At 61.8% G+C, this 24089-nt stretch carries 23 protein-coding genes, 7 tRNA genes and 1 pseudogene; 28 read left to right on the forward strand and 3 right to left on the reverse strand.

The features are described 5' to 3' along the window. The first annotated feature begins 688 nt into the window (after positions 1 to 688). The 7 genes and pseudogenes from AC6I97_RS15300 (at position 689) to AC6I97_RS15330 (ending at position 4877) form a co-directional block, all read left to right on the forward strand. Positions 689 to 1120 carry a LexA family protein gene (locus AC6I97_RS15300; protein ID WP_224089653.1) on the forward strand — a complete coding sequence of 144 codons (432 nt, stop codon included), beginning with the start codon at positions 689 to 691 and terminating at the stop codon, positions 1118 to 1120. Then, the gene (locus tag AC6I97_RS15305; RefSeq protein ID WP_497945345.1) at positions 1113 to 2411 is read left to right on the forward strand and encodes a Y-family DNA polymerase; all 1299 of its coding nucleotides are present in this window, start codon (positions 1113 to 1115) and stop codon (positions 2409 to 2411) included. The genes AC6I97_RS15300 and AC6I97_RS15305 overlap by 8 nt, the downstream gene beginning before the upstream one ends. Before the next feature lie 103 nt (positions 2412 to 2514). Then, the gene (locus AC6I97_RS15310; RefSeq protein ID WP_497947280.1) at positions 2515 to 2718 is read left to right on the forward strand and encodes a hypothetical protein; all 204 of its coding nucleotides are present in this window, start codon (positions 2515 to 2517) and stop codon (positions 2716 to 2718) included. Further along, the gene (locus AC6I97_RS15315; protein WP_497945346.1) at positions 2700 to 2966 is read left to right on the forward strand and encodes an FAD-dependent oxidoreductase; all 267 of its coding nucleotides are present in this window, start codon (positions 2700 to 2702) and stop codon (positions 2964 to 2966) included. Before AC6I97_RS15310 ends, AC6I97_RS15315 begins: the two co-directional genes overlap by 19 nt. Then, positions 2924 to 3799: an NmrA/HSCARG family protein gene (locus AC6I97_RS15320; protein ID WP_497945347.1), complete on the forward strand. Its 876-nt coding sequence runs from the start codon at positions 2924 to 2926 to the stop codon at positions 3797 to 3799. The genes AC6I97_RS15315 and AC6I97_RS15320 overlap by 43 nt, the downstream gene beginning before the upstream one ends. 75 nt (positions 3800 to 3874) lie before the next feature. Beyond that, positions 3875 to 4024 (forward strand): annotated as a pseudogene (locus tag AC6I97_RS15325) (RNA polymerase sigma factor); the annotation flags it as partial. A gap of 652 nt (positions 4025 to 4676) precedes the next feature. Beyond that, a complete protein-coding gene (locus AC6I97_RS15330) occupies positions 4677 to 4877 on the forward strand; it encodes a hypothetical protein (RefSeq protein ID WP_497947284.1) in 201 nt (66 codons plus the stop codon). A 37-nt stretch (positions 4878 to 4914) separates the two neighbouring features. Here AC6I97_RS15330 and AC6I97_RS15335 read toward each other — a convergent pair. After that, positions 4915 to 4989, reverse strand: a tRNA-Val gene (locus tag AC6I97_RS15335). Between the two features lie 270 nt (positions 4990 to 5259). Between AC6I97_RS15335 and AC6I97_RS15340 the strand changes: the two genes are divergently transcribed. The 9 genes from AC6I97_RS15340 (at position 5260) to AC6I97_RS15380 (ending at position 9206) form a co-directional block, all read left to right on the forward strand. Continuing rightward, positions 5260 to 5332, forward strand: a tRNA-Gly gene (locus AC6I97_RS15340). Positions 5333 to 5377: 45 nt separating this feature from the next. Next, positions 5378 to 5448: transfer RNA gene (locus tag AC6I97_RS15345), tRNA-Cys, on the forward strand. Positions 5449 to 5486: 38 nt separating this feature from the next. Beyond that, positions 5487 to 5561, forward strand: a tRNA-Val gene (locus AC6I97_RS15350). Between the two features lie 57 nt (positions 5562 to 5618). After that, positions 5619 to 5691, forward strand: a tRNA-Gly gene (locus AC6I97_RS15355). Positions 5692 to 5715: 24 nt separating this feature from the next. Beyond that, positions 5716 to 5790, forward strand: a tRNA-Val gene (locus AC6I97_RS15360). Between the two features lie 57 nt (positions 5791 to 5847). Then, positions 5848 to 5923, forward strand: a tRNA-Gly gene (locus AC6I97_RS15365). Positions 5924 to 6097: 174 nt separating this feature from the next. Continuing rightward, a complete protein-coding gene (locus tag AC6I97_RS15370) occupies positions 6098 to 7552 on the forward strand; it encodes an amino acid permease (RefSeq protein WP_216923133.1) in 1455 nt (484 codons plus the stop codon). Between the two features lie 83 nt (positions 7553 to 7635). After that, positions 7636 to 7869 (forward strand): antitoxin, encoded by a 234-nt coding sequence (locus tag AC6I97_RS15375; RefSeq protein WP_224167109.1) that lies wholly within the window; start codon positions 7636 to 7638, stop codon positions 7867 to 7869. Positions 7870 to 7985: 116 nt separating this feature from the next. Continuing rightward, entirely contained in the window at positions 7986 to 9206 is a 1221-nt protein-coding gene (locus AC6I97_RS15380) for a benzoate/H(+) symporter BenE family transporter (RefSeq protein ID WP_497945348.1), read from the forward strand. A gap of 13 nt (positions 9207 to 9219) precedes the next feature. Here the strand turns inward: AC6I97_RS15380 and zapE are convergent, their stop codons facing one another. Continuing rightward, on the reverse strand, positions 9220 to 10260 hold the full coding sequence (gene zapE / locus AC6I97_RS15385; RefSeq protein WP_224090952.1) for a cell division protein ZapE: 1041 nt from the start codon (positions 10258 to 10260) through the stop codon (positions 9220 to 9222). Between the two features lie 212 nt (positions 10261 to 10472). On the opposite strand from zapE, the gene AC6I97_RS15390 reads away from it, so the two are divergent. The 3 genes from AC6I97_RS15390 to ybaK are packed head-to-tail and all read left to right on the forward strand — an operon-like array spanning position 10473 to position 12457. Continuing rightward, on the forward strand, positions 10473 to 11399 hold the full coding sequence (locus AC6I97_RS15390) for a sulfurtransferase (protein ID WP_224089642.1): 927 nt from the start codon (positions 10473 to 10475) through the stop codon (positions 11397 to 11399). 37 nt (positions 11400 to 11436) lie between these two features. Next, positions 11437 to 11904, forward strand: a complete 468-nt coding sequence (locus tag AC6I97_RS15395; protein WP_224167107.1) for a SufE family protein — start codon at positions 11437 to 11439, stop codon at positions 11902 to 11904. 58 nt (positions 11905 to 11962) lie between these two features. Continuing rightward, a complete protein-coding gene (gene ybaK / locus AC6I97_RS15400; protein WP_224089640.1) occupies positions 11963 to 12457 on the forward strand; it encodes a Cys-tRNA(Pro) deacylase in 495 nt (164 codons plus the stop codon). Between the two features lie 2 nt (positions 12458 to 12459). Here the strand turns inward: ybaK and AC6I97_RS15405 are convergent, their stop codons facing one another. Next, on the reverse strand, positions 12460 to 13728 hold the full coding sequence (locus tag AC6I97_RS15405) for an alpha/beta hydrolase family protein (protein ID WP_497945349.1): 1269 nt from the start codon (positions 13726 to 13728) through the stop codon (positions 12460 to 12462). Positions 13729 to 13863: 135 nt separating this feature from the next. Between AC6I97_RS15405 and AC6I97_RS15410 the strand changes: the two genes are divergently transcribed. The 9 genes from AC6I97_RS15410 to AC6I97_RS15450 all read left to right on the forward strand — a co-directional run bounded on the left by AC6I97_RS15410 (position 13864) and on the right by AC6I97_RS15450 (position 24037). Then, entirely contained in the window at positions 13864 to 14355 is a 492-nt protein-coding gene (locus AC6I97_RS15410; RefSeq protein WP_497945350.1) for a hypothetical protein, read from the forward strand. Between the two features lie 14 nt (positions 14356 to 14369). Further along, positions 14370 to 14828: a peptide-methionine (R)-S-oxide reductase MsrB gene (gene msrB, locus AC6I97_RS15415; RefSeq protein WP_497945351.1), complete on the forward strand. Its 459-nt coding sequence runs from the start codon at positions 14370 to 14372 to the stop codon at positions 14826 to 14828. Between the two features lie 185 nt (positions 14829 to 15013). After that, positions 15014 to 16381: a DUF6421 family protein gene (locus AC6I97_RS15420; RefSeq protein ID WP_497945352.1), complete on the forward strand. Its 1368-nt coding sequence runs from the start codon at positions 15014 to 15016 to the stop codon at positions 16379 to 16381. Continuing rightward, positions 16381 to 17130 (forward strand): SDR family NAD(P)-dependent oxidoreductase, encoded by a 750-nt coding sequence (locus AC6I97_RS15425; protein ID WP_497945353.1) that lies wholly within the window; start codon positions 16381 to 16383, stop codon positions 17128 to 17130. Before AC6I97_RS15420 ends, AC6I97_RS15425 begins: the two co-directional genes overlap by 1 nt. Positions 17131 to 17140: 10 nt before the next feature. Further along, positions 17141 to 18259 carry a threonine aldolase family protein gene (locus AC6I97_RS15430; RefSeq protein WP_497945354.1) on the forward strand — a complete coding sequence of 373 codons (1119 nt, stop codon included), beginning with the start codon at positions 17141 to 17143 and terminating at the stop codon, positions 18257 to 18259. A 69-nt stretch (positions 18260 to 18328) separates the two neighbouring features. Continuing rightward, positions 18329 to 18988 carry a DUF3000 domain-containing protein gene (locus tag AC6I97_RS15435; protein ID WP_216923118.1) on the forward strand — a complete coding sequence of 220 codons (660 nt, stop codon included), beginning with the start codon at positions 18329 to 18331 and terminating at the stop codon, positions 18986 to 18988. A 59-nt stretch (positions 18989 to 19047) separates the two neighbouring features. After that, on the forward strand, positions 19048 to 20391 hold the full coding sequence (locus AC6I97_RS15440) for an HRDC domain-containing protein (protein ID WP_224089632.1): 1344 nt from the start codon (positions 19048 to 19050) through the stop codon (positions 20389 to 20391). Between the two features lie 236 nt (positions 20392 to 20627). Next, positions 20628 to 21896, forward strand: a complete 1269-nt coding sequence (locus tag AC6I97_RS15445; RefSeq protein ID WP_497945355.1) for a thiolase family protein — start codon at positions 20628 to 20630, stop codon at positions 21894 to 21896. Further along, complete coding sequence (locus tag AC6I97_RS15450) at positions 21893 to 24037, forward strand: 3-hydroxyacyl-CoA dehydrogenase NAD-binding domain-containing protein (RefSeq protein WP_497945356.1); 2145 nt, start codon at positions 21893 to 21895, stop codon at positions 24035 to 24037. Before AC6I97_RS15445 ends, AC6I97_RS15450 begins: the two co-directional genes overlap by 4 nt. The last annotated feature ends 52 nt before the right edge of the window (positions 24038 to 24089 follow it).

A 24089-nucleotide genomic window follows, 5' to 3' on the forward strand; every position in this document is an offset into this window, starting at 1 on the left:
ATATGTTGCGGAGCCTGACCGATTGCGTCCGGCAAGGTCGGGTCTCCAGTCAAAGGAGTGCGGGATTGGAAAAGTTCATGTCGCGAAAAGCGAAAACTCTTTGAGAAGCTCGGGGCTCCCCAGGAAGGCGACCGGGCCGGAACTCGGACCTTCTGGCAGGATCCTGAGCTGGCCGGAAGAGGCTGTCATCTGGAACAACAGCCTGGTGGACTTTGATGCCCTCCAGCGCAGGATGGTTACTGCCAAAGCCGAACTACCGGCTCTGCCGCATCACCTGCCGGCAACCTTCGCAGCCTTCGATGTCCCGGAGTGCTGGATGAAATCACCACCGAGGAAAGCTTTCTGAGAAAACGCGTCACTACCCTCTGCTAACGCGCACTACGTAGACGCGGGGCTCAAAGGCCACGGACTCTCTGTTGGCAAAACAGACTGTGGCCTTCCGGCCCCCGTCACAAGCGCACCGCCTGCACAGTTTGTCCGGACTGAGTACGCATGTCAGTGCGTACGCACGTTGGACAGGGGGACAACCCCCCGTCCTGGCCAACGTGCAGTGTGGCCGGTCACCTCCGGTTGGCCGGTCACACACCCCCCGGGCATAAGGCACCGAATGCGACTTGGTGGAGTCCCTATTCTGTCGGTGGAACGGCGTACACTTTAATTCGAACATATATTCGAAAAAAGGTGTGTTGTGGGCGTGATAGTTGGCCCCCGTGTGATAGATGCGGGACTCTCTCTGGTAGCTGTACTGATGGCACCGGTAGCGGTTGCTGCTGGCTACCCCTCACCGGCCCAGGATTACTTCGACGGTCGCATTGACCTGAACGAGCACCTGATCAAGGACGTGACCAGTACCTTCATTGTCCGAGTCACCGGGCAGTCCATGCAGCAGGCCGGCATCAGCGACGGCGATGAGCTGATCGTCAACCGCGCACTGGAGCCCAAGGACGGATCTGTCGTTGTCGCTGTTCTTGACGGCGAGCTGACCATCAAGAGGCTGAGGATCACTGCCCACGGTGTCGTCCTGCAGGCCGACAACCCGGACTTTCCTGACATCAAGGTTCCAGCGCTCTCGGACCTGACCATCTGGGGCGTTGCGACACGGTGTTTGCACCATGTCTAAGCCCGCAATCATGCGCCGGATGCAGGAGATAGCGCATGTGGACGTGAACTGCTTCTATGCCTCAGCCGAGCGTGTCTTCAATCCCGCACTGGAGGGTAAACCGCTCATAGTTCTCTCCAACAACGACGGCTGCGCGGTCACCCGTTCACCGGAAGCCAAGCGTCTGGGCATTGGGCTCGGCGAGCCGTGGTTCAAACTGCGCCCCCGGGCCAAGGAATGGGGCCTGGTGGCCCTGTCCAGCAACTACGAACTGTACGGGGACATTTCAGCCAGGGTCATGGAGCTGCTGGGCAGGTATTCAGCCTGGCTGGAGGTCTACTCCATCGACGAAGCATTCCTGGGCGTCAAGGGTGAACCCGATGAGCTGCTGCAGCTGGGCCGGACGATGAAAGAAGCCTGCAGGCGCCACGTCGGCGTGCCTGTCTGTGTGGGCATCGCGCCCACGAAAACGCTGGCCAAGCTGTGCAACAAATGGGCCAAGAAGAACCCTTGGTTCGATGGCGTCTGCCGCTGGCAATCTGTACCCGTCGAGCAACGGGAAGCACTCATGGCGAAGCTGTCGGTGATCGAAATCTGGGGCGTGGCCACCAGACTCACCAAGCGCCTGAACGCGATGGGAATCTTCTCGATCCTGGACCTCACCCGGGCTAATCCTGTGGCGATCCGCGACAAGTTCTCCATTGTCATGATGCGCACAGTTCTGGAGCTGCAAGGCACTCCGTGCATTCCCATGGAGGAAGAACGCATCGGCCGGGACCAGCTGATCTTCTCGCGGTCCTTCTCCACACCAATCACAACCGGTGCCGGATTGCGGCAGGTCATGAGCGTCTACGCGCAGATGGCCAGTGCCCGCTTGGCCAAGCATGACCTGCAAGCCAAAGTTCTCACCGCGTTCGCAGCAACGTCGCACTTCAACCCAAACGAAAAGTCCTTCCCGTCGGTGTGTTTGGCGCTGCCGATGCCCACCGCTGATCCTGTGCTCCTGACCAGGGCAGCCCACGCCCTACTCCCCCAGGTCCACGAGGGAGTGAAGTACGTCCGCGCCGGGATCATGGTCACCGACCTCCGCCCGACCGGTAATCAGAAGCCCCTGGAATTGTTCGAGAACCCGCACGAAGAACGCGGCATCGGCATCCTCGTCGAAGAGGTCAGCAAACGATACGGCCGTGGCTCCATTGGACTGGGCCATGCCGGCATCAAAAACGGGCCGGACTGGTCCATGAAACGCGACATGCTCTCCCCCAGATACACCACCCACTGGGACGAACTCCCCCTCGTCAAAGCCGCCTGACCGGCAGCAACAACAGAAAGGAAACCGCAGTGGCTCTTGCACCCGAAGCCGGCACCGCGTAGCTGTCGGCGCCGGGGACGTCGCCAGCGTTGAGTACTGGCAGGTGCAGGCTCGACCATCTGGAGCCCAGGCAGAGCTGCATACGTTCACGCTGCGGCGGGAGCCGCCGGCCACCGGATGGCAGCTCTATTCCCGTTCCCGGGCAGCTGTGGGAGCGGGCCTGGCCTGCCTGAGTGCAGCGCGGAAGCTGGTTGAGGCCGATGCGAGCGCTTGGATCCAGTACGGTGGTTGCTCGCTCCAGCCGTAGGCCAGATCCACTGGACAGGCGCACAGACCACAACAGTCTGGAGCGGCTACATGGATGGCGCCGCCCGCTCCGGCCGCCGAGCCGCCGAGCCGCCGATGAAATCCTCGAAAAACTCTCGCAACCGGCGCTCTCATCCGCCCGGACGGGGCGTGGGCTGTTCCTTCCGCCCCGGGTCAAATCCTCGGCCCGAATGGGATACTGAGCTATGGTTTTTTCGTCGGGCAGGGGCACTCCGGGTGTGGTGGTAGTGGTCGGTGCGACCGGCCGGCAGGGATCGGCCGTGGTCCGTCACCTCCTCAAAGACGGTTGGCAGGTGCGCGCCCTGACCAGAAATCCGTCCAGTGACGCTTCACAGGCCCTGCGCGCGCTCGGCGCCCAGGTTCCGCAGGCGAACACCGAGGATCCCGGCTCTCTTCGGACGCCGTTCCAAGGGGCATACGGGCTTTTCAACGTCCAGAATCCCATGACCAGTGGAATCGACGCCGAAGTCCGGCAAGGCAGCAACGTGGCGGAGGCCGCCGCTGAAGCGGGCATACGCCACGTGGTGTACGGGGCGGCAGGAGTCAGCGACCAGCCAACAGGCGTTGGTTCCTGGGACTCGAAGCTGGTTATCGCCCGGCGCTTTCGCGAACTCGGACTGCCCCTCACCGTGCTCCGGCCAATGGCGTTCATGGAACTAATGACGGACAAAGGTTACTATCCGCAGTTTTCCACCTGGCACCTGATGCCAAAGCTAATGGGCCCGACCCGGCCGGTGGGCTGGCTCTGTGTTGACGATCTGGGTGCCATCGCCGCCCGGATGTTCGCCGACCCCGAACGGTGGAGCGGCGCGGTGCTGGGACTGGCATCTGACGTGCGGTCAATAGACGAGTGCCGCACCTTGTGGCGGGAACGGACCGGACGAAAGCCCCGTGGTTTGCCGATGCCGGAGAAGCTGTTTGAACGGTTCGTGGGGAAGGACCTCACCACCATGTGGCGATGGCTGCGGACCGGGCAGTTCGACATGAGTACGCAGGCAACGCGCGAGGTCCTGCCGGAGGCCCGGACCGTTAAGGAATGGCTGATACAACGGCCAAAGTGAGCGGTACTGAGCACCGCGGAGATCGCGGGGCTGCCGCTTACCTTACCTGCCGGAGGTCGGGGCTCGAACTGCTCCTTGGTTGGAGGAAGGCACGACGCCGAAGACGCCACGGCAGCCGCTTTCCTTGAGTTATGGCGCCGTCGGGAAGGCGTCAGGCTGGTTGATGGTTCGATCCTTCCGTGGCTGTTGGTTACAACGACAAACACCGCCAGGAATCTTCAGCGATCAAAGGTCCGCCATCGAAGGCTCTTAGACGCCATTCCCAGACGCAGAGAAGCCGAAGCGGAACTGGATCCGGCCCATCCAAACTACGACTCGTCGATGAATGATGAGGTCGCAGCGGCGTTGGCTGTCTTGAAGCCCTTGGACCTCAGGCTGGTCAGCCTTGTCGTTTTCGAAGAGTTGCCCTTGCCAGCGGCAGCTGAAGCACTCGGGATTTCACCCGGGGCAGCTAAATTCCGTATGCACACGTGCCCGCCAGAAGCTGAAGGCTGCGCTGCCTCGATCACCTCACCATGTCCATTCGCCAGTATTGAAAGGAGATCCATCATGAACGCCCCCTCGACTGCCGTTTACAGCGGCACGGCAACGATTGACCTTGGACAGGCTCCCGCTGGTGCGACGGGTGTTGAGGTGGAACTCACCTGCCTCACCGAAGGTAAGTTCGTTTTCCCGGATGGCGCCAACGTCTCCTGCTCTTCGTCCGATCTGGGAACACGCGGTGCCTGGTCAAAATATGTCGTTGCTTTGGAGCCCTCAACACAAGGGGTGGCCCACAACCGAAACTGGGAACAGGTGGCAAAACAGCGCCAGATACATCGCACAAGGTCCTACCGAGTGGAAAATCAACGCGAAGGGCGAGAGCTATGGCGTCGAGGTGCCAGGACGCGAAGCCCCGGACCTACTCGCAGTAATCGCCACCAACGGAGCAAAGGGCTACGTGTACTCGGACCAGATGAACGGAACCGATCCGGCAAACCCGGAAGAAGCTGCCAGGAACCTGCCTAGACCCCAACGCGAAATCCCGGTTTACCTCAGCGATGGCACCACGCCTGAAAGCAAAGAAACCCCCGGATGAAAGCAAAGAAACCCCCGGAAAATCCGGGGGTTTCTGTTGGTGGGCGATACTGGGTTCGAACCAGTGACCTCTTCGGTGTGAACGAAGCGCGCTACCACTGCGCCAATCGCCCCGGTACAACGGGTAAATGCTGCATCAACTCGCTGATGCATACAGAAGACTAGCCCACCCGGGCTGGATTGCAAAACGCGCTCAGACCACTGAACCACAAAGGTGGAATTACAGCCGTGAAACTCCCCAAGAGGCCCGTAAATTCAAGGATCCAAGCCCCTTGGGAAGCAAAAGCAAGCAACCGATTTGGAGTTTGAAGCAACCTCCTATAGAGTTTTTACTCGTCGGAAAGCGACGGAATGCCTACTGGGCAGGCCGGCGTAACGGCACTGCGGACGTAGCTCAGCTGGTAGAGCACCACCTTGCCAAGGTGGATGTCGCGAGTTCGAATCTCGTCGTCCGCTCGCAAGGCACTGTCAAGGCAAGAATTCCTCGGAATCTGCTTACACGGTGGGTTGGCCGAGAGGCGAGGCAGCGGCCTGCAAAGCCGTATACACGGGTTCGAATCCCGTACCCACCTCGGTGAAAACCATGTCTTCCAGTCACGGCTGGATGCATGGGCGATTGGCGCAGCGGTAGCGCGCTTCCCTGACACGGAAGAGGTCACTGGTTCGATCCCAGTATCGCCCACCAGAACAAGGCAACTTGTTTGTTGTTGAAGGCCAGGCATTTGCCGGGCAGGCAACATGTGCGGACGTAGCTCAGCTGGTAGAGCACCACCTTGCCAAGGTGGATGTCGCGAGTTCGAATCTCGTCGTCCGCTCTCCTTTCATTAGGACCCGGAAACGGGCGATTGGCGCAGCGGTAGCGCGCTTCCCTGACACGGAAGAGGTCACTGGTTCGATCCCAGTATCGCCCACCAGAACAAGGCAACTTGTTTGTTGTTGAAGGCCAGGCATTTGCCGGGCAGGCAACATGTGCGGACGTAGCTCAGCTGGTAGAGCACCACCTTGCCAAGGTGGATGTCGCGAGTTCGAATCTCGTCGTCCGCTCCAACAAAAAGGCAGCTCCTCGGAGCTGCTTTTTTTATGCCCACGCGGAGCCAAATGTCATTCATCATTTGAGGTAACTGATACACCTAAGAAAAAGTCGCTTTATCTAATGTGATTCCTCTCGCACAATGTAATGCGAACTCATCACCGTTCCACGCCAACTGGCAGGAGTACCCCATGAATCAACAGACGGCTTCCCAATCCGTCATGCGGCGCAAGCCCATCGACGATATCGAGGAAGAAAGCAAGCACAGTGGACTCTTCAAGAGTCTTGGCCTCTGGCAACTGACGGCCATCGGCGTCGGCGGCATTATCGGCGTCGGCATTTTCTCGCTGGCTGGCCTTGTAGCCCACGGCGACGCCAACAATCCGGGCGTAGGCCCTGCAGTGCTCGTCTCGTTCCTTATCGCCGGACTCGCTTCCGGCGCGGCCGCTCTGTCCTATGCCGAATTTGCCGGCATGATCCCCAGGGCCGGCTCCGCCTACACCTATGGCTATGTGGCTTTGGGCGAGATCATTGGCTGGTTCATTGGCTGGGATCTCCTGCTTGAATACATCGCCATTGTGGCCGTTGTGGCAATCGGCATCTCCGGCTACTTCGATGCCTTCTTGTCCGGCATCGGAATCCACATGCCTACCTGGATGACGTCCACAGTGGATGAAGGCAAGGGCGGCATCATCAACCTTCCGGCGATCCTGGTGTGCCTCCTGGTGACCTGGATCCTCAGCAGGGGAACCAAGGCTTTCGGCCGCTTCGAATTGGTTGCTGTTGCCATCAAGGTGGTGTTGATCCTCTTCATCATCGGGTTGGGCATTTTCTACATCAACACTGAGAACTTCAATCCGTTCATGCCCAGTGGTTTCGGCCCGGTCTTTGCCGGTGCAGCCACGGTGTTCTTCGCTGTCTTTGGTTACGACGCCATGAGTACCGCCGCGGAAGAAGCCAAGGACGGCAAGAAGCACATGCCCAAGGCGATCGTCCTGTCCCTGATCATCGCCATGCTGCTGTATGTGGCAGCTACGCTCGTCCTCACCGGCATGCAGAACTACAAGGACATCGATCCCAAGGCTGGCTTCGCATCGGCCTTCACCGGGGTTGGCCTGCCTATCATCGCCACCATCATTTCGGTCTTCGCTGTCCTGTCCATCCTGACCGTGATGCTGACCTTCCTTCTGGGCGTTACCCGCGTATGGTTCTCCATGAGCCGCGACGGCCTGCTGCCGGGATGGTTCGCCCGTACCGACCGTCACGGCACACCCCAGCGGGTGACCTGGATCGCGGGCATCGCCTCAGCGTTCCTCGCCGGCGTTTTCCCGATCAAGGAAGTGGCGGACCTCACCAACATCGGCATCCTGGCAGCATTCGTTGTGGTTTGCATTTCCGTCATCGTCTTCCGCTACAAGAAGCCAAATGCCCCCCGCACCTTCCGTTTGCCGTGGATGCCCGTAGTTCCCGCCTTCGGCGTGCTGGCTTCCGCGTTCCTGATGTCCCAGCTGCATTGGGAAACCTGGCTACGTTTTGCCGTCTGGCTCATTGTTGGCTTGATCATCTACTTCTCCTACGGCCGGAAGCACTCGCTCATGAATCCGGACAGCCCACGCCACCTTGAGCTCAGTAAGCCCTTGGCGTAGCGCCCTTGGAATCCTTGGCACCTCAAGGATCTGGTGTTAGGGTCGGACGCGGAGGAGCGAACTGGCTCCGCGAAGGAAGGGAGGTGCCCGTGGGTTTAATTGACGACCTGAAGGGTAAGGCTCAGGGTCTCATTCAGGGCAACGAAGAAGCCATTCAGAATGGCATCGAAAAGGCCGGAGACTTCGTCGACCAGAAGACAGGCGGCAAGTTCGCAGGTCAGGTTGACGCGGTTCAGAATGCCGCTTCCGACTTCGTGGCTTCAACAGACGGGAACGCCGCACAGGCTCCCGTCACGGATGAGCCTAAGCAGCTGTAGCTGCCTGAGCCCGCCGTACCAGATACGTCAAGGGGGCACCGGTCCCGCCGAGAGGCGCCACCGGTGCCCTTGGCGTTTAACCGGTCTCCAGCTTCCAGTCCGGTATTTTGGTCCTTATGCCATCAGCCTCTTCCGCAGTCCAGCGTCCCTCCCGCCAGGACACGTTGGCGGCACCCATCACCGCCGGCATTGTCACCGCCCTCGTCGGTTTCACGTCCTCCTTCGCCGTGGTCCTTGCCGGACTGAAGGCTGTGGGAGCCAACCAGGCGCAAGCCTCCAGCGGCCTGCTGGCCCTCACACTCACGTTCGGACTGGGCATTTTATGGCTGGCGTGGCGGTCGAAAATGCCTGTCACCCTGGCGTGGTCCACGCCGGGTGCCGCGCTCCTCGCCTCTGCAGGAGTGGTCGACGGCGGCTGGCCGGCAGCGGTGGGTGCGTTCGTCGTCGTCGGGGTGCTGATCGTCCTGACGGGGTTACTCCCCAGCCTTGGCAGGCTCATGGCGAAGATACCCACACCGCTTGCGCAGGCGATGCTCGCAGGCGTCCTCCTCCCCCTGTGCCTGGCTCCTTTTAGATCCCTGGGAGAAGCGCCGGTGCTGATTGGCCCGGTGGCCCTTTGCTGGTTGGTGATGACGAAGTTCGCGGCCCGCTGGGCGGTCCCGGCCTCACTCGTGGTCGCCCTCGCCGTCATCGGCATCCATATCGTGGCGAACGGCGTTCAGATTCCCGGGGATGACCTGTTGCCGCGGCTCGAGTGGACCACTCCAACATTCACGGTGGAGGCAGCGGTGGGGCTTGCCCTGCCCCTGTTCATTGTCACGATGGCATCGCAGAACATTCCCGGCGTCGCCGTGCTTAAATCCTTTGGCTTCACAACACCCTGGCGGGCATCGATGGTGGTCACCGGAGCCGGAACCATTGCGGGCGCCCCATTCGGAGGCCACGCGATCAACCTTGCTGCTTTGAGCGCGGCATTGGCGGCCGGAGAGGAAGCAGGGAAAGACCACAGCAGGCGGTGGATCGCGGCATTCGTGGCTGGCCTTGCCTACCTGATACTGGCCGCGTTCTCAGCAGCCCTTGTCACGGTGGTGGCTGCTGCACCCGCCGGCTTGCTTGAAGCGGTCGCAGGATTGGCCTTGTTGGGCACGCTGGCCTCAGCCATCTCCTCCGCATTGGCAGTTGCCGAAGAACGCGTACCGGCGTGCATCACCTTCCTGCTTGCCGCTTCAGGGATCAGCTTCGCAGGAGTGGGGGCTGCCTTCTGGGCTTTGGCGGGAGGCATCCTGGTCCGCTGGTTGCTGAAAGACCGGGAACCGCTGACACCTTCACATAAGTAGGGCCGGAACCGGATCAGGCAGGTTCGTGGTTCTGTCCCTCGCGGGCGAGAGCCGTAAGCCTGGACACGGCACGGAAGTACTTCTTCATGTATCCCCCGGTCATCATCTCTTCGGTGAAGAGTTTGTCGAAGGGGACGCCGCTGGCAAGAATCGGCACATCTTTGTCATAGAGGCGGTCGGCGAGGACCACGAAGCGCAGCGCTACTGCCTGCTCGGTAATCGTCTCGACGTCGCGCCACACCACGGCTTCGATGCCTGAGATCAGCTGGCGGTACCGGCTGGGGTGGACGCCGGCAAGGTGGTGCACGAGAGTGCGGAAGTCATCCACGGCAACTGTTTGTCCGTCGAACTCCGCGTGCATGCGGTGCTTGAGTTCTTCAGTCTTCAAAGGTGATGGAGCTGCGGGCAGGCCGCGGTGACGGAAGTCTTCGCCGTCGATCCTGACGACGTCGAACTGGTCGGCAAGGACCTGGATTTCCCTCTGGAAGTCCACGGCTGCGAAGCGGCCTTCGCCCAAGGAACCCGGCAGGGTGTTGGAGGTAGCGGCCAACTTTACGCCGGCGTCGGCCAGTTCGCGCATCAGGCGGGACATCAGCACGGTGTCGCCGGGATCATCGAGTTCGAATTCGTCAATGCAGACCAGCTTGTAGTTGCTGAGGGCTTCCACGGTCTTGCGGAACGAGAGCGCGCCCACGAGGTTGGTGTACTCAACGAATGTGCCAAAGGCCTTGGGACCGGGAGACCTGTGCCAAAGGGAGGCCAGGAGGTGGGTCTTTCCGACGCCGAAGCCTCCGTCAAGGTAAATGCCGGCCCGAGTGGCGGGGGTCTTCTTGGCGAACAACTTCTTGAACAGCCCGCCGCCGTCATCGGCGCCCACGCCATCGGCAAAAGCCGACAGCAGCTTGACCGCATTGGCCTGGCTGGGCTGGGCGGGGTCCGGGCGGTAGCTGTCGAACGATACCTCTCCGAATCGCGGAGACGGGTAGAAACCCTTGAGGAGTTCCTCCACGGAGACTGCCGGTGTGCGGGCAGCCAGTTGTTCGATCTGTACCACGGTGGTCCGTTCTTCCAGTATTTGGGTCCCCAGCAAGAATACCGGCATCGGGCGTCCCGAAAACGGCGACGTGACCAAGGCCATGTTTCACCATGTGACCAGCGGGGAAGCATTCCTCGCGGCCCGTGGTTAGTGTTGGAGCACGCCGGGCCGGCAACTGATGCAGCTTCCAGGGCCCTGGCTCCGCCCGTTGTCAGTGAAAGGCCATCATCATGTCCTACCCCGTTGAACAAAACGAAAAGTTCGCTTCCTACGCGAACCCTGAACGACTCGTGTCCACGCAGTGGCTTGCCGCAGCACTTGCCGAAGGCGCCATCGCCGACGGCAAGCTGGTAGTCGTGGAGTCCGATGAGGACGTCCTCCTGTACGAAACCGGCCACATTCCGGGTGCCGTAAAGATCGACTGGCACACCGACCTGAATGATGAAGTGACCCGCGACTACGTGGACGGCGCCGCATTCGCCTCCCTGGCTGCATCCAAGGGCATCTCCCGCGACACCACTGTGGTGATCTACGGTGACAAGTCCAACTGGTGGGCAGCCTACGCCCTCTGGGTCTTCACGCTGTTCGGACACGAAGATGTGCGCCTGCTGGACGGTGGCCGCGACAAGTGGATCGCCGAAGGCCGCGAATTGACCACGGACGTACCGACGCCGGCCCCGGGAACCTACCCCGAAGTAGAGCGGAACGACGCTCCCATCCGCGCCTTCAAAGAGGACGTCCTGGCTCACCTGGGCAACCCCCTGATCGACGTGCGCTCCCCCGAGGAGTACACGGGCCAGCGCACCCACATGCCCGCGTACCCGGAAGAAGGCGCGCTGCGTGGCGGCCACATCCCCACTGCTGCTTCGATCCCGTGGGCCCGCGCAGCCGCTGAGGACGGCACCTACCGTTCCCGTGAGGAACTGGAAGCCCTCTACCTGGGGGAAGCCGGTTTGACGGCGGGCGACGACGTCGTGGCCTACTGCCGCATTGGCGAGCGGTCCAGCCACACCTGGTTCGCACTGAAGTACCTGCTGGGCTTTGAAACCGTCCGCAACTACGACGGTTCCTGGACCGAGTGGGGCAACGCGGTCCGCGTCCCCATCGTCAAGGGCGCCGAGCGCGGATCCGTGCCGGCCGCCTTGGTCCGTAACTAGCAATGCAATCAGCGCCGTTGTGCGTAAGCTGGAAGTGATGAGTACCAACACTTTGCCCGCCGCACTGGCGGAAATCGTCGATGACTTCCAGGCACTGACGGAGCCTGACCGCCTGCAACTGCTGCTCGAGTTCTCGCGTGGGCTGCCGGAGCTTCCGGAGCGCCTCAAGGACCACCCGGAGTTGCTGGAGCAGGTTGTGGAGTGCCAGTCACCTTTGTTCCTCACGATCGAATCCGAGAAAAACAAGGACAATGCCGAAGGCCCCCGCGCCTACCGGTTGTTTTTCAAAGCGCCTCCGGAGGCTCCCACCACGCGTGGATTCGCCGGGGTACTGCACGAAGGACTCGATGGGTTGACGGCCCAGGAAATTCTGGACGTTCCGGATGACATGCCGGAGTTGCTGGGATTGACCAGGGCCATCACTCCCCTGCGTATGCGCGGCATGACCGCCATGCTGGGCAGGATCAAGCGGAAAGTGGCGGCAGCAAGCCGTTTGGAACGCTAAGCCTTTCTGCAAGGCAAAGCCACTTTCTGCACAGCAAAGGTGAGAGGCGTCCTGGCACATGGCCAAGAAGATGGCATCACAGGGAACGCCGGCCACTGCAGCACTAGCTGCGGCCGGCGTTCCCTTCGTGCTGCACCCGTATTCCCATGATCCATCGGCCGCAAGTTATGGGCTGGAAGCTGCCGAAGTCCTGGGCATCGATCCCAAGCGGGTTTTCAAGACTTTGATGGTTGAAGTCGAAGGCAAACTCGCCGTCGGCATCGTCCCCGTTTCAGGAACCCTGGACCTCAAGTCCGTGGCGGCAGCCCTGGGTTCGAAGAAGGCAGCCATGGCGGACCCCAAGGCGGCCGAGCGCCGGACCGGCTACGTCTTGGGCGGAATCTCCCCTTTGGGCCAGCGCCAGCCCTCCCCTACAGTCCTGGATGATTCCGCGTTGTCCTTTGACACCATCCTGGTGTCCGGCGGGCGACGCGGTCTCGACATCGAACTTGCCCCAGGGGACCTGGTCCGGCTGACCAAGGCCGTGACCGCACCGATCGGCGCCAAGGGCTAGCGTCACCCGACCTGCCTGTCACCGTCTGTTTGCCCGGGATTGTTCCGTGGAGCCAATTGACGCTGAAGCCACGAGCGAACCAGCCGTTCCCATTTCTCCGGGTCAACGTTCCACTCCTTCGTATGCCGCGCTCCGTGGAACGGTTCGAACGTCACCATGTCCGGGTTCTTCTCCGCAAGGCTGGCAGAAGGCTCAAAGGGGACGTAATCATCATCGACGCTGTGGATAAGCAAGGTTGGGGTTCGTAGCTCAACGGCTCGTGCTTCCCAGTCCATCGCTTTGAAATCCACGGGAGCGGATAGCCCGGTGAGCCGGCGGCCCAGTGGATGTCCGAGCATCAGCTGTCCGTATCGGCCTACGTTGTAGGGGATCCTGTTCATCTCTGCATGGTGGGCCATCACGTTGACCCAATTAATCACTGGCGCGTCCAGCACCAATGCACGGATCAGGTGCCTGTGCTTGGACAGATCGGCTGTTTGGAGGCTGATGGCTCCACCCATGGACCAGCCGAACAGCACCACTTCCCGGGCGCCGTGTGCCATCGCATATTCGATGGCGGCTTCCACGTCGCGCCACTCCGTGGAGCCCAGGCCGTACCGCCCGTCAAGTGCCGAGGGTGCAAGTCCGTCATTGCGGTATGAAATCAGCAGGCTGTCCAGTCCCAGCTCCCGCGCGGTCCGTACAGCCCTGAGGCCTTCAAGCCTGGTGGCACCGCGGCCGTGCACCATGATCGCCCAGATGGGTGCGTGGGTAGCTGCATCCGCCCGGACCAACCACGCTGGCGCCTTTCCGACGTCGAGGTCAATCTCCACGTCCTCGGCGGCCAGGCCGATGGCAGCGGGATCCGGGTAGGTCGCGCCGCTCCACCATCCCCGGCGGGCTTCAGCCAGATTGCCGCTGTAGACCTCTTCGACCTCGCGCAGCACCGTTTGTTCAGCTGGTGAGTAGGACACGATCCTGCCAATCCTGGCATGGCCTTTACCGCCCTCGAAGAAGAGGCTGAACACGCCGTCGATGGTGGTGTCCGGGGTGGCCGCAAGGATGACTTGCAGTCCCTTGTCTCCACGGATGACGGCGAGAACCTCCTGGTCCTCATGACGGGCAGCGGGCGTAATGACGCGCCGGGCAAAATACACTGCGAGCGCTGAAGATCCAGCACCGACGAGTCCTGCGAGTGTCCCTCCGGTGAGGATTCCTGCGATGGCCCATTTGGTGCGCAGGGACATCTTCTTCTCTGCAGCGTCGCTCGCTGACCGGGTATTCAATGCCATGGCTCCATTGTCGCCGTTCAGTGGCCGTGGTCCATGCACCTGGCGGCAGCGCGGCGGATTGGTTGCGGGAATGGCCTGCGAGAATTGAGGGCCGAAAATCTGCGTCGTGCTGTTCGGCGGGACTACGCTGTAGCCATGAGCGATCCCATCGTCATCCTGACAGAAGAGCCCCTTGGTCCCGACGACCGCGTCAACATCGCCAAATTGGTCGACGGCGGCGACGCGCCCTTGGTTGTCCTGGTCCCGGCCAATACCGAGCGACATCTCGTGGTTGATTTCCTGGAGAACCTTTCCATGCTCGATATTGCCAAAGCGTTCCGGGAACTTGGCGGCCAGTCCCCCAACCCGGATGATGAGAGGGCGGAGGCGTCGGAAACCCTGGCCACTTCGTTGGCTGCGCTGGAAGGTTTGGGCGGGGGTGTCACGGGCGAGATCGTCGACGGCGGTGCCGTGGCCGGCTTGGTAGCGAAGGTCCGGGCACTGGATGCCGCGCAAGCTGTGGTGGTAACACGTCCGCACGCAATCGCGGATACTTTCCACACGGATTGGGCCAATAAGGCGCAGGACCAGTTGGGGCTTCCAGTTCTTCACTTGTATGCGGGTTCGGGATTTATCGGCGACTCGTGAGCGTTGCATAAGACATGAACACTCCTGAGAACACCAGCAAGACCACGGCCGTGCCCATGGAGAAGTCCGATGCCCAGTGGCGTGAAGAGCTGACTTCGGATGAGTACCGCGTGCTGCGCCAGGCCGGTACTGAGCGGCCTTACACCGGCGAGTACTGGGACACTCATACCGAAGGCGTTTATCAGTGCCGCGCTTGTGGCAGCCAGTTGTTCACCAGCCACGAAAAGTTTGATTCCCATTGTGGTTGGCCGTCCTTCTGGGCACCGTTGGCCGAAGGCACGGTGCGTTACCTCCATGACCGCACGATGGGGATGGACCGGGTAGAAGTCCGGTGTGCCAACTGCGACTCGCATTTGGGCCACGTGTTTGAAGGTGAGGGCTACGGCACTCCCACGGACCAGCGCTTCTGCATCAACTCGATCTCGCTGCGGCTTGTGGAGTCGAAAGAGCCGGCTGAACCCGAAAAGAAGTAGGCCCTTCCGGGGCGGTCTCGCGTGCGGTGCCCGTCCCGGAATGCGCAGCTGCTGCATCTCGGACGCTTTGAAACAACCGTTTCCACCAGAGTTTCTTATGCTCAACCGTTTTTTGGATTAGCTAAACTTTTCGGTTGCTACGCTCACATCAGAAGCATGAACGACTTCTGAAAGGACGAGCATCAATGACTATCACCGCCACCGCCGCCCTCCCGCGTGTCACTGCCGACAACGCGGAGTGGACTGCACTCAAGGCCGCTGCCACCGCACTCCAGGCTTACCAGGAGCAGGACGGTTCCATTAAGGATCCGGCTGCCCACGCTGAAGCCGCCCAACTGGTGGCAAGGATTTCGGACGCCATCAACACGCTGGCCCCTCATTTCCCCCACGACGCCCGATACCTTGAACTGTTGGTGGAAGACTTCAGCCGCTGGGTCCAGGACGGCTTTGGAGTTCCGGATTTCCTGGACTCCCTCCAGGCCTTCCAGCCGCAGGAACAGCGGGTGGATGGACTCCAGCATCTGGTGGTCTTCCCGATGTACACCCAGAACGGCAGCACCAACCGGCTGGTGGAGGCTGTCTTGATCGAGGTCATTTGGCCGGAGTTCATAGGCGGACTGGAAGCTGGCGAGTACTCCAACAAGCTGTTCGTTCCGATCCGTTTTGTGGATTTCACACCGGGCTACGACACCAACTCGGCAGTCCTCTTCCCGGAGACAGTGGCTGTCCGGGAGACGCCGACATTCACGTGGGGCGCCATCTTTGCAGACCGCGAAGCGGCCCGCTTCCGGCGCGTACTCAAGGCTGCGGCGGCCACCACGTCACTTGAGCTCCCTGCGGACGCCGCGGAGCTCCTTGAAGACCAGGAACTCACCCAGCGCACATTCGTCATGTGGGACTTGATCCACGACCGCACGCACATGCGCGGCGACCTTCCCTTTGATCCGTTCATGATCAAGCAGCGCATGCCGTTCTTCCTCTACTCTTTGGAGGAGCTCCGATGCGACCTGACGGCCTTCCGCGAGTCCGTGCGGATCGAAAAGGACGAGAACGCCGATCCTGATGCCCGCAAGCACGCCAAGCTCGTGCAGTACGCGGTGATTTTTGACCGGATCTTCCGGTTCGCCATCACAGGCAGCCGGGTCCGCAATTACGACGGCCTTGGTGGCCAGCTCCTGTTCGCGTGGATGCACCAACACCACGTGCTGCACTGGACGGACAGCAAGCTCCGCATCGACTGGGACGAAGCGGCAGATTTAGTCATCGAACTCGGTGCCAGGATCGAAGAGCTGTACTGGCGTTCCATCGACCGCCCGAAGGCTGCCCACTGGCTTGCGGCCTACGAACTCATTTCCGGTACAGTGACTCCACACCCGGCATCGATCTGGGCCAAGGGCCCTGATGCCTTGCCTTTGAACGGTGCCCCCCGCGGCCTTACCGATCAAGTCCTGGACGATGAGTTCCCGCTGTCCATGTTCTACGAAGCATTGGAGAAGAAAATGCGCCCTGTTATCGAATCCACTACCGGCATCACTGGCGCGATGGCGGCCTGATGAGCCCACTGACAGTCCTCGTGACCGGCGGCAGCAGCGCGTCCGGCGTCGCCGCGGCGCGCGCTTTGGCGGCCGCCGGTCACAGGGTTTTCACTATCGGTTCAGACGACGTCCGCATCAAGACCGCGGCCTTGGAGGCCGGAGATGGCGTGACTCCGCTGGTTTGCGACCTCGCAAGCCTTGACGCCGTCCGCGAACTTGCAGAGACGATTCGTCAGCTCGGCATCGACCGGGTAGACGGCGTCATCCATCTTGTGGGTGGCTGGCGCAGTGCGACCGGCATCGAGGACCAGTCCGATGACGACTGGGCCTCTCTTGAAGAGGGCGCGATCACCACCCTGCGCAATGTCTCCCGCGTCTTCTATCGCCAGTTGGAAGAATCACGATATGGCCGTTTTGCCATGGTCTCGTCCACTACTGCGTCTGCTCCCACAGCCGCTACCGCCAGCTATGCCGCTGCCAAGGCCGCTGCGGAAGCCTGGACACTCGCGGTAGCGGACGGTTTCCGGCAAGCGCAGGCCGGAGACGCGCAAGACCCCGCACCTCAGCAAGCCGTCGCACCGCAGCAACACAGCGCCGCTGTTATTTTCGTGGTCAAATCCCTCGTCGATGCCGCCATGCGGCGCGAGCACCCGGAGCGGCGTTTCCCCGGCTATACCGACGTCGAAGAACTGGCCGCTGCCGTCGTCGAGCTCTTCGACAAACCTGCGGCCACCATCAACGGCCAGCGCATCGTGTTGGCCAAATAGACTTGAAAGCGTGAACGAACCAGTGACGAGCACAACAGAGGCAATCCCCAGCGCCACCGCAGCATCGGGGCAACTCCATGACCCCTCGGTCCGGGGGTTTGCATCGGACAATTACTCCGGGGTCCACCCGGAGATCCTGTCTGCCCTGGCTACAGCCAACGGAGGCCACCAGGTCTCTTATGGTGAGGACGTTTACACTGCCCGGCTCCAGGAGGTCCTGGAACAGCAGTTCGGCAGTGGCATCGAAACCTTCCCGGTCTTCAATGGCACAGGCGCCAACGTCCTGTCCCTGCAGTCGCTCCTCCCCCGCTGGGGCGCCGTCATTTGCGCTTCCACGGCGCACATCAACATGGACGAGAATGGGGCGCCCGAGCGCGTGGGCGGCATCAAGCTCCTGCAGGTACCCACGGAAGACGGAAAGCTCACGCCCGCGTTGATCGACCGTGAAGCCTGGGGCTGGGGCGATGAGCATCGCGCGCAACCCTTGGTTGTCTCCATCACCCAGACCACCGAGTTGGGCACCTGCTACACGCCTGAAGAAGTGCGCGCCATCGCCGATCACGCCCATGACAAGGGCATGAAGTTGCACATGGACGGAGCGCGGCTGGCAAACGCTGCAGCTCACCTTGGCGTACCCCTGCGTACGTTCACGCGCGACGCCGGTGTGGACATCCTGTCATTCGGCGGTACCAAGAACGGACTGCTTTTTGGTGAAGTCGTGGTTGCCCTCAACCCTGAAGCAGCCGACGGCCTGAAATTCCTTCGGAAAATGAACATGCAGCTGGCTTCGAAGATGCGCTTCATTTCGGCGCAGTTCATAGCCTTGCTGGAGGACGGCCTGTGGCTGCGGTCAGCTGCCCACGCCAACGCGATGGCAGCACGCCTGCGCTCGGCGATCGAGGGTATCGACGGCGTGGAGCCCACCCAGGCGACACAATCGAACGGCGTCTTTGCGATCCTGCCCGCCGGAGTCGCAGACCGCCTGCGCTCATCCTTCGCCTTTTACGATTGGGACGCTGCCCGTGGTGAAGTCAGGTGGATGTGTTCCTTCGATACCACGGAGGAAGATATCGATGCCTTCGTCGCCGCCATTAAGCGGGAGCTGGCCAGCGATTTGGCGGCCAGCTAACAAGTGAACAAGGAATTGTCCGGGGCGGCGAGCCTACAGGGATTCGCCGCCCCGGACGCATAATCTGCGATGGTGAACGCCCTCGCCCAGGTTCCCTCGGAATTTCTTTTCGCCTTGGGAACGCTACGAAAAGCACAATGCCGCAGCGAACTGCGGTTGGACGAAATCCCCGCGCCCGCCCGTCTGGCACCATATGCCGTGGCCCTTGGAGCGGAAGTCTTCAGCCCCACGGCAGCTACCCGGCAGGTACCGGTCCACGGCCCTGCAGCCAAAGCATTCGCCGAAAAGCAGAACGCCGGCCCTCCGGACGAAGAGGACGAGGAATTGGCCACGGGCCGTTTCATCCTGCTGTACGATCCCGATGGATCAGCCGTATGGGAAGGCGAATTCAGGATTGTCACCTATATCCGCGCCCAGATGGATGCCGAAATGGGAAACGACACCATGCTGGGTTCCGTCGCCTGGACCTGGCTGGTGGAAGCCCTTGAAAACCATGCCGCCCAGTACCGCGCTGCCGGAGGGACCGCCACGAGGATTCTCTCAGAGAGCTTCGGCACTCTCTCCGATCGCCCCGACACGATAGATATCGAATTGCGGGCCTCCTGGACGCCTGCCACGGCCAATGTGCAAGCACACCTGGAAGCCTGGTCTGACATGGTTTGTACGTTCGCCGGACTGCCGCCCCTTCCACCAGGCGTCACTGGACTACCCAACAGGAGGCTCAATTGAATGCCCTGAATTCGTCCGCGAGGGCCTGCAGCAGCAGGAATCGGTAAGCTTAAGCCACCATGACCCCTGAAAACCTGGATAAAACCACAACCGGCGATCCGGTTGCTGATCCCACGACCCACATCAAAGTTGAAGGCTTCGACAGCCACATCCCTGAAGTCATCGATCTCGATACCCCGCGCGAAGGCGTGCCGCTGGTCATCGATACCTTGGCAGGACTGGAGCGCTGCGCCGCGGCCATTGCCGCCGGAACAGGGCCCGCCGGTGTCGACGCTGAACGCGCTTCCGGATTCCGCTATGGCCAACGCGCTTTCCTGGTCCAAATCCGGCGCGAAGGAGCCGGCACCTGGTTGATCGACCCCGAGCCCTTTGACAACCTGGACATCGTCAATGACGCCCTACGGGGCGTCGAATGGATCCTGCATGCTGCCACCCAGGACCTGCCGTGCCTTTCCGAGCTGGGCATGTGGCCGGACAAACTCTTCGATACCGAACTCGCGGCCCGTCTCGCCGGGCTTCCCCGCGTGGGGCTCGCTGCCGTCATCGAACAACTCCTTGGGTTCGGTCTCGCCAAAGAACATTCCGCCGCAGACTGGTCCACCCGGCCGTTGCCAGAACCGTGGCTGCGCTACGCTGCCCTCGACGTCGAAGTCCTGGCCGAACTACGCGAGGAACTTATCGAACTTCTGGAGGCCGACGGCAAGCTCGGATTCGCCGAGGAAGAATTCGCGGGAATCCTGGCTGCGGGCATCGCACCCCCGCGGGTGGATCCATGGCGGAAGACATCCGGACTCCACCAGATCCGTGACCGCCGCCAGCTGGCCGCCGTTCGGGAACTGTGGCAGGAACGGGATCAACTAGCTCGCAAGCGAGATGTCGCTCCCGGCCGGCTCATCCCGGATTCCGCCCTCGTCGCAGCAGCCAAGGCTCTTCCCACAACCGTTCCACAGCTCCTGGCCACCAAGGGCTTCCATGGCAGGTCCGCCCAGCGCGAAGCCCCCAGATGGCTGCGGTGCATAACGACTGCCCGCACGCTCACCGAACTGCCTCCCCTGCACTTGGCTACCAACGCCCCACCCCCGCCACGCGTGTGGGTGGACCGGGATCCGGCCGCTGCGGCACGCCTCGCCACGGCCCGCCCGGCGCTCCAGGAGAAGGCCGACGAGCTGAAACTTCCCATTGAGAACCTGCTCACCCCGGACTACCTGCGGCGCGTGGCGTGGCGCCCGCCGTCGGACGTTTCTTTGGAATCAGTGGCCGAAGAGCTACGCACCCTTGGTGCGCGGGAATGGCAAATCTCCTTCGCCGCACCCATCCTGACCGAGGCGTGCCTGAACCCAAAGCCACTCCCCGGCAAGGAGTCCAAGCCGAGGGAAGCACAGCAATCCAAGGACTCTGACTGAACCACTACCTTGCCTCCGGGCCCGTCACGCGAACTCCGGTTCGAGGTGGCGGGCCTTTTGCGTCCCAGGACGCCCTGGCATTCCCGTGCATATTCCAAGCCCAGCAACTTGCAGACCCGGCACCTCGCAGACCCAGCACCTTGCACCCTAAGTTACTGGCGAGTAACATTGCATCAATGCCAGCCGGAGATCCGCTCAGCGGGATCCGGCACCATGTCTCAACGAGGAGTTAACACATGAGTCCATCACGCAACGCCCAGAGGAGCGTCCGCGACGTCGTGTTCGTGGATGGTGTGCGGACACCCTTCGGTAAAGCCGGCGAGAAAGGCATCTATGCGGGGACACGGGCTGATGACCTGGTAGTGAAATGCATCCGGGAACTGATGCGCCGCAATCCGTCATTGCCTGCTGCCCGCATTGATGAGGTAGCCATCGCCGCGACAACCCAGACGGGCGATCAAGGGCTAACCATCGGCAGGACGGCTGCCCTGCTGGCGGGCCTTCCCCGCACGGTGCCCGGCTTCGCAATAGACCGCATGTGCGCCGGAGCCATGACGGCAGTGACGACGACGGCGAGTGGCATCGGCTTTGGCGCATACGACGTCGTCATTGCCGGCGGCGTGGAGCACATGGGCAACCACCCCATGGGCTCAGGCGCTGATCCCAATCCCCGGTTCATGTCCGAGCGGCTCGTAGATCCAGCAGCGCTGAACATGGGCAACACGGCCGAGAATTTGCACGACCGCTTCCCGGCCATCACCAAGGACCGAACGGACGCCTACGCGGCCGCGTCCCAGGCGAAACTGGCCGAAGCCTATTCCCGCCAGCAGATCCAGGACGACCTCGTCCCGGTCGCCACCATGAAGCCAGGGCAGGGTTGGGCACTTCACACCCAGGATGAGCCGCCCCGCCCAGGAACCACAGTGGAGGATCTCGCCGAACTGCGTACGCCCTTCCGGGCCCATGGGCGGGTTACGGCGGGCAACGCAGCAGGCTTGAACGACGGCGCGACGGCTGCGGTGCTCGCTTCGGCAGAAGCCGCGGCGGAATTGGGTCTACCGGTCAAGATGCGTTTGGTTTCCTATGCCTTCGCGGGAGTAGAACCTGAGGTCATGGGAATCGGTCCCGTGCCAGCCACGGAAAAGGCCCTCAAGAACGCGGGCCTCGCTATCGAAGACATCGGGTTGTTCGAGATCAACGAAGCCTTCGCCGTGCAGGTCCTGAGCTTCCTTGACCACTTCGGCATCGCGGATGACGACCCCCGGGTCAACCGCTACGGCGGGGCGATCGCCGTCGGACATCCGCTCGCTTCCTCGGGCGTTCGGTTGATGAACCAACTGGCGCGGCAATTCCAGGAAGACCCCTCTGTCCGTTATGGCATCACCACCATGTGCATCGGCCTGGGCATGGGTGCCACAGTGATCTGGGAGAACCCGAACCACGCTGATTTCGAATCCTCCGTCCCGGCTTCAAGCCACGCCACCACAGAAGGAGCCGCCGCATGAGCGCCGCAGAATTCCAGAAGCTCGCCTCCCTCTTCCCTGACGAGATCGTGACGCATTCCTACGTCCAGGACATCCAGCTTCCAGGCGGTGCAGGCACCTTCGCCCTCATCACCCTGGACAACGGACTGGACCACTCCAAACCCACCACCCTGGGGCCAAACACCCTGGTGGAATTGGGACAGGTCCTGGAAGGGCTCAAGGACCGCGCCGCCAAGGGCGAGATCGTCGGCGTCGGCGTAACCGGCAAACCCTACTTCCTGGTGGCCGGCGCAGACCTGTCTGCAGTAAAGACCCTCAAGGAACGCGAACATGGGTTGTGGATGGCCCAGCTTGGACACGCGGTGTACTCCACCCTGGCCAACCTCGGCGTGCCCAGCTTCGCCTTCATCAATGGCCTGGCTCTTGGCGGAGGACTGGAGATCGCCCTGCAATCCACCTACCGGACCGTCTCCACCGGCGCCGGCGCCCTCGCACTGCCTGAGGCTTTTATTGGCCTTGTTCCGGGCTGGGGCGGCGTATACATTCTCCCCCGCTTGATCGGACCCGAAAACGCCGTCAAGGTAATGATCGAGAACCCGCTCAGCAACAACCGCACACTCACCGGCCCGGAGGCCTTTGAGCTCGGCATTGCCGATGCCCTCTTCGAGCCGGCCGACTTCGTGGAGCGGTCCCTGGCATGGGCTGCCCGTATCATTGCCGGCAAAGAAACACCAGCACGGAAGAACGCCGTCGACCCCTCGGACGAGGACGTCGCCCGCCGCTGGGCTGCAGCGGTCTCAGCAGGCCGCGCGTTTGTGGAGGCGAAGACGTCCAATGCCTCTCCCGCGCCTGCAAAGGTGCTGGACATCATGGAAGCAAACCGCACCATGGGCCAAGGCGAATCGGCCGAACTGGAATGTGAAACCCTTTCCGGCCTGATGCAGACGGATGAGTTCCGCTCCACCGTGTACGCCTTCCTGGACCTCGTCCAGAAGCGCTCCAAGCGGCCTGCAGGCGCACCGGACCGCAAGCTGGCGCGTCCGGTCACCAAAGTGGGCGTGGTAGGTGCAGGGCTCATGGCAAGCCAGTTGGCGCTACTTTTCGCTCGCCAACTCAAGGTGCCTGTCGTGATGACAGACATCGATCAGGCCAGGGTGGACAAGGGCGTTGCGTACGTCCACGCAGAGGTCGACAAATTGCTGGCAAAGAAGCGGATCAAGGCCGACGCCGCCAACCGGACCAAGGCGCTGGTCACCGGTTCGGTATCCAAGGAAGTCTTCGCTGATGCGGACTTCGTCATCGAGGCCGTGTTTGAAGAACTGAACATCAAGAAGCAGGTCTTCGCCGAAGTGGAAGAGATCGTCTCTCCCGAGTGCATCCTCGCCACCAACACTTCCTCGCTGTCTGTTACCGCCATGGCCGAGGACCTCCGTTACCCGGAGCGGCTGGTGGGCTTCCATTTCTTCAACCCTGTTGCCGTCATGCCCCTCGTGGAAATTGTCAGGGCGCCGAAGACTGACGACGCCGTTCTTGCCACGGCTTTTGAACTCGCCAAGGGCCTGAAGAAGACCGCGGTCCTCGTTAAGGACGCGCCGGCGTTCGTCGTGAACCGCATCCTTCTCCGCCTCATGGGCGAAGTTATCGCGGCCTTCGACGAAGGCACCCCCGCCGAAGTGGCAGACTCCGCTTTGCGGCCCATGGGCCTGCCGATGACTCCCTTCACCTTGAGCGCCATGGTGGGACTGCCGGTCGCACAGCACGTGCAGGAGTCCCTCCACAATGCCTTCGGAGACCGTTTCCCCGTTTCACAGAACCTGCAGAAGCTCATCGATAACGGCGTAAAGTCCCTCTGGGTCCCAGGTCCGGATGGACAGCCAATTATCCCGGCTGAGACCCTGGCCATCATGTCCTTCGGCAACACTCCCTCCACACGCGAGGACGTGCTGCGGCGAACCCAGGATGCACTGGCCGAAGAAATCGGACTGATGCTTGAAGAAGGCGTAGTTGCCGGGCCTGAGGACATCGACCTCTGCGTCATCCTGGGAGCGGGCTGGCCCATGTTCCTGGGTGGCATCACTCCATACCTGGACCGTGTTGGTGCCTCTGACCGCGTCAATGGCAAGCGTTTCCTGGCACCGGGCGTCGCCTCCGCCCCAGCCTAAATCGGCACCAGGGCCCCAGCCTAAAGCGGCACCAGGGAGGGCAGTGGCCGGA

It is taken from the genome of Arthrobacter sp. TmtSoilC48, from assembly GCF_059739425.1.

What these genes read in the sequence shown, in the direction of transcription:
- AC6I97_RS15410 (WP_497945350.1), top strand. Translation starts at nt 13,864, where the DNA reads ATGAGCGATCCCATCGTCATCCTGACAGAAGAGCCCCTTGGTCCCGAC.
- AC6I97_RS15420 (WP_497945352.1), top strand. Translation starts at nt 15,014, where the DNA reads ATGACTATCACCGCCACCGCCGCCCTCCCGCGTGTCACTGCCGACAAC.
- AC6I97_RS15395 (WP_224167107.1), top strand. Translation starts at nt 11,437, where the DNA reads ATGAGTACCAACACTTTGCCCGCCGCACTGGCGGAAATCGTCGATGAC.
- ybaK (WP_224089640.1), top strand. Translation starts at nt 11,963, where the DNA reads ATGGCCAAGAAGATGGCATCACAGGGAACGCCGGCCACTGCAGCACTA.
- AC6I97_RS15390 (WP_224089642.1), top strand. Translation starts at nt 10,473, where the DNA reads ATGTCCTACCCCGTTGAACAAAACGAAAAGTTCGCTTCCTACGCGAAC.
- AC6I97_RS15445 (WP_497945355.1), top strand. Translation starts at nt 20,628, where the DNA reads ATGAGTCCATCACGCAACGCCCAGAGGAGCGTCCGCGACGTCGTGTTC.
- AC6I97_RS15305 (WP_497945345.1), top strand. Translation starts at nt 1,113, where the DNA reads ATGTCTAAGCCCGCAATCATGCGCCGGATGCAGGAGATAGCGCATGTG.
- AC6I97_RS15370 (WP_216923133.1), top strand. Translation starts at nt 6,098, where the DNA reads ATGAATCAACAGACGGCTTCCCAATCCGTCATGCGGCGCAAGCCCATC.
- AC6I97_RS15425 (WP_497945353.1), top strand. Translation starts at nt 16,381, where the DNA reads ATGAGCCCACTGACAGTCCTCGTGACCGGCGGCAGCAGCGCGTCCGGC.
- AC6I97_RS15405 (WP_497945349.1), bottom strand. Translation starts at nt 13,728, where the DNA reads ATGGCATTGAATACCCGGTCAGCGAGCGACGCTGCAGAGAAGAAGATG.
- AC6I97_RS15440 (WP_224089632.1), top strand. Translation starts at nt 19,048, where the DNA reads ATGACCCCTGAAAACCTGGATAAAACCACAACCGGCGATCCGGTTGCT.
- AC6I97_RS15380 (WP_497945348.1), top strand. Translation starts at nt 7,986, where the DNA reads ATGCCATCAGCCTCTTCCGCAGTCCAGCGTCCCTCCCGCCAGGACACG.
- msrB (WP_497945351.1), top strand. Translation starts at nt 14,370, where the DNA reads ATGAACACTCCTGAGAACACCAGCAAGACCACGGCCGTGCCCATGGAG.
- AC6I97_RS15320 (WP_497945347.1), top strand. Translation starts at nt 2,924, where the DNA reads ATGGTTTTTTCGTCGGGCAGGGGCACTCCGGGTGTGGTGGTAGTGGTC.
- AC6I97_RS15450 (WP_497945356.1), top strand. Translation starts at nt 21,893, where the DNA reads ATGAGCGCCGCAGAATTCCAGAAGCTCGCCTCCCTCTTCCCTGACGAG.
- AC6I97_RS15435 (WP_216923118.1), top strand. Translation starts at nt 18,329, where the DNA reads ATGGTGAACGCCCTCGCCCAGGTTCCCTCGGAATTTCTTTTCGCCTTG.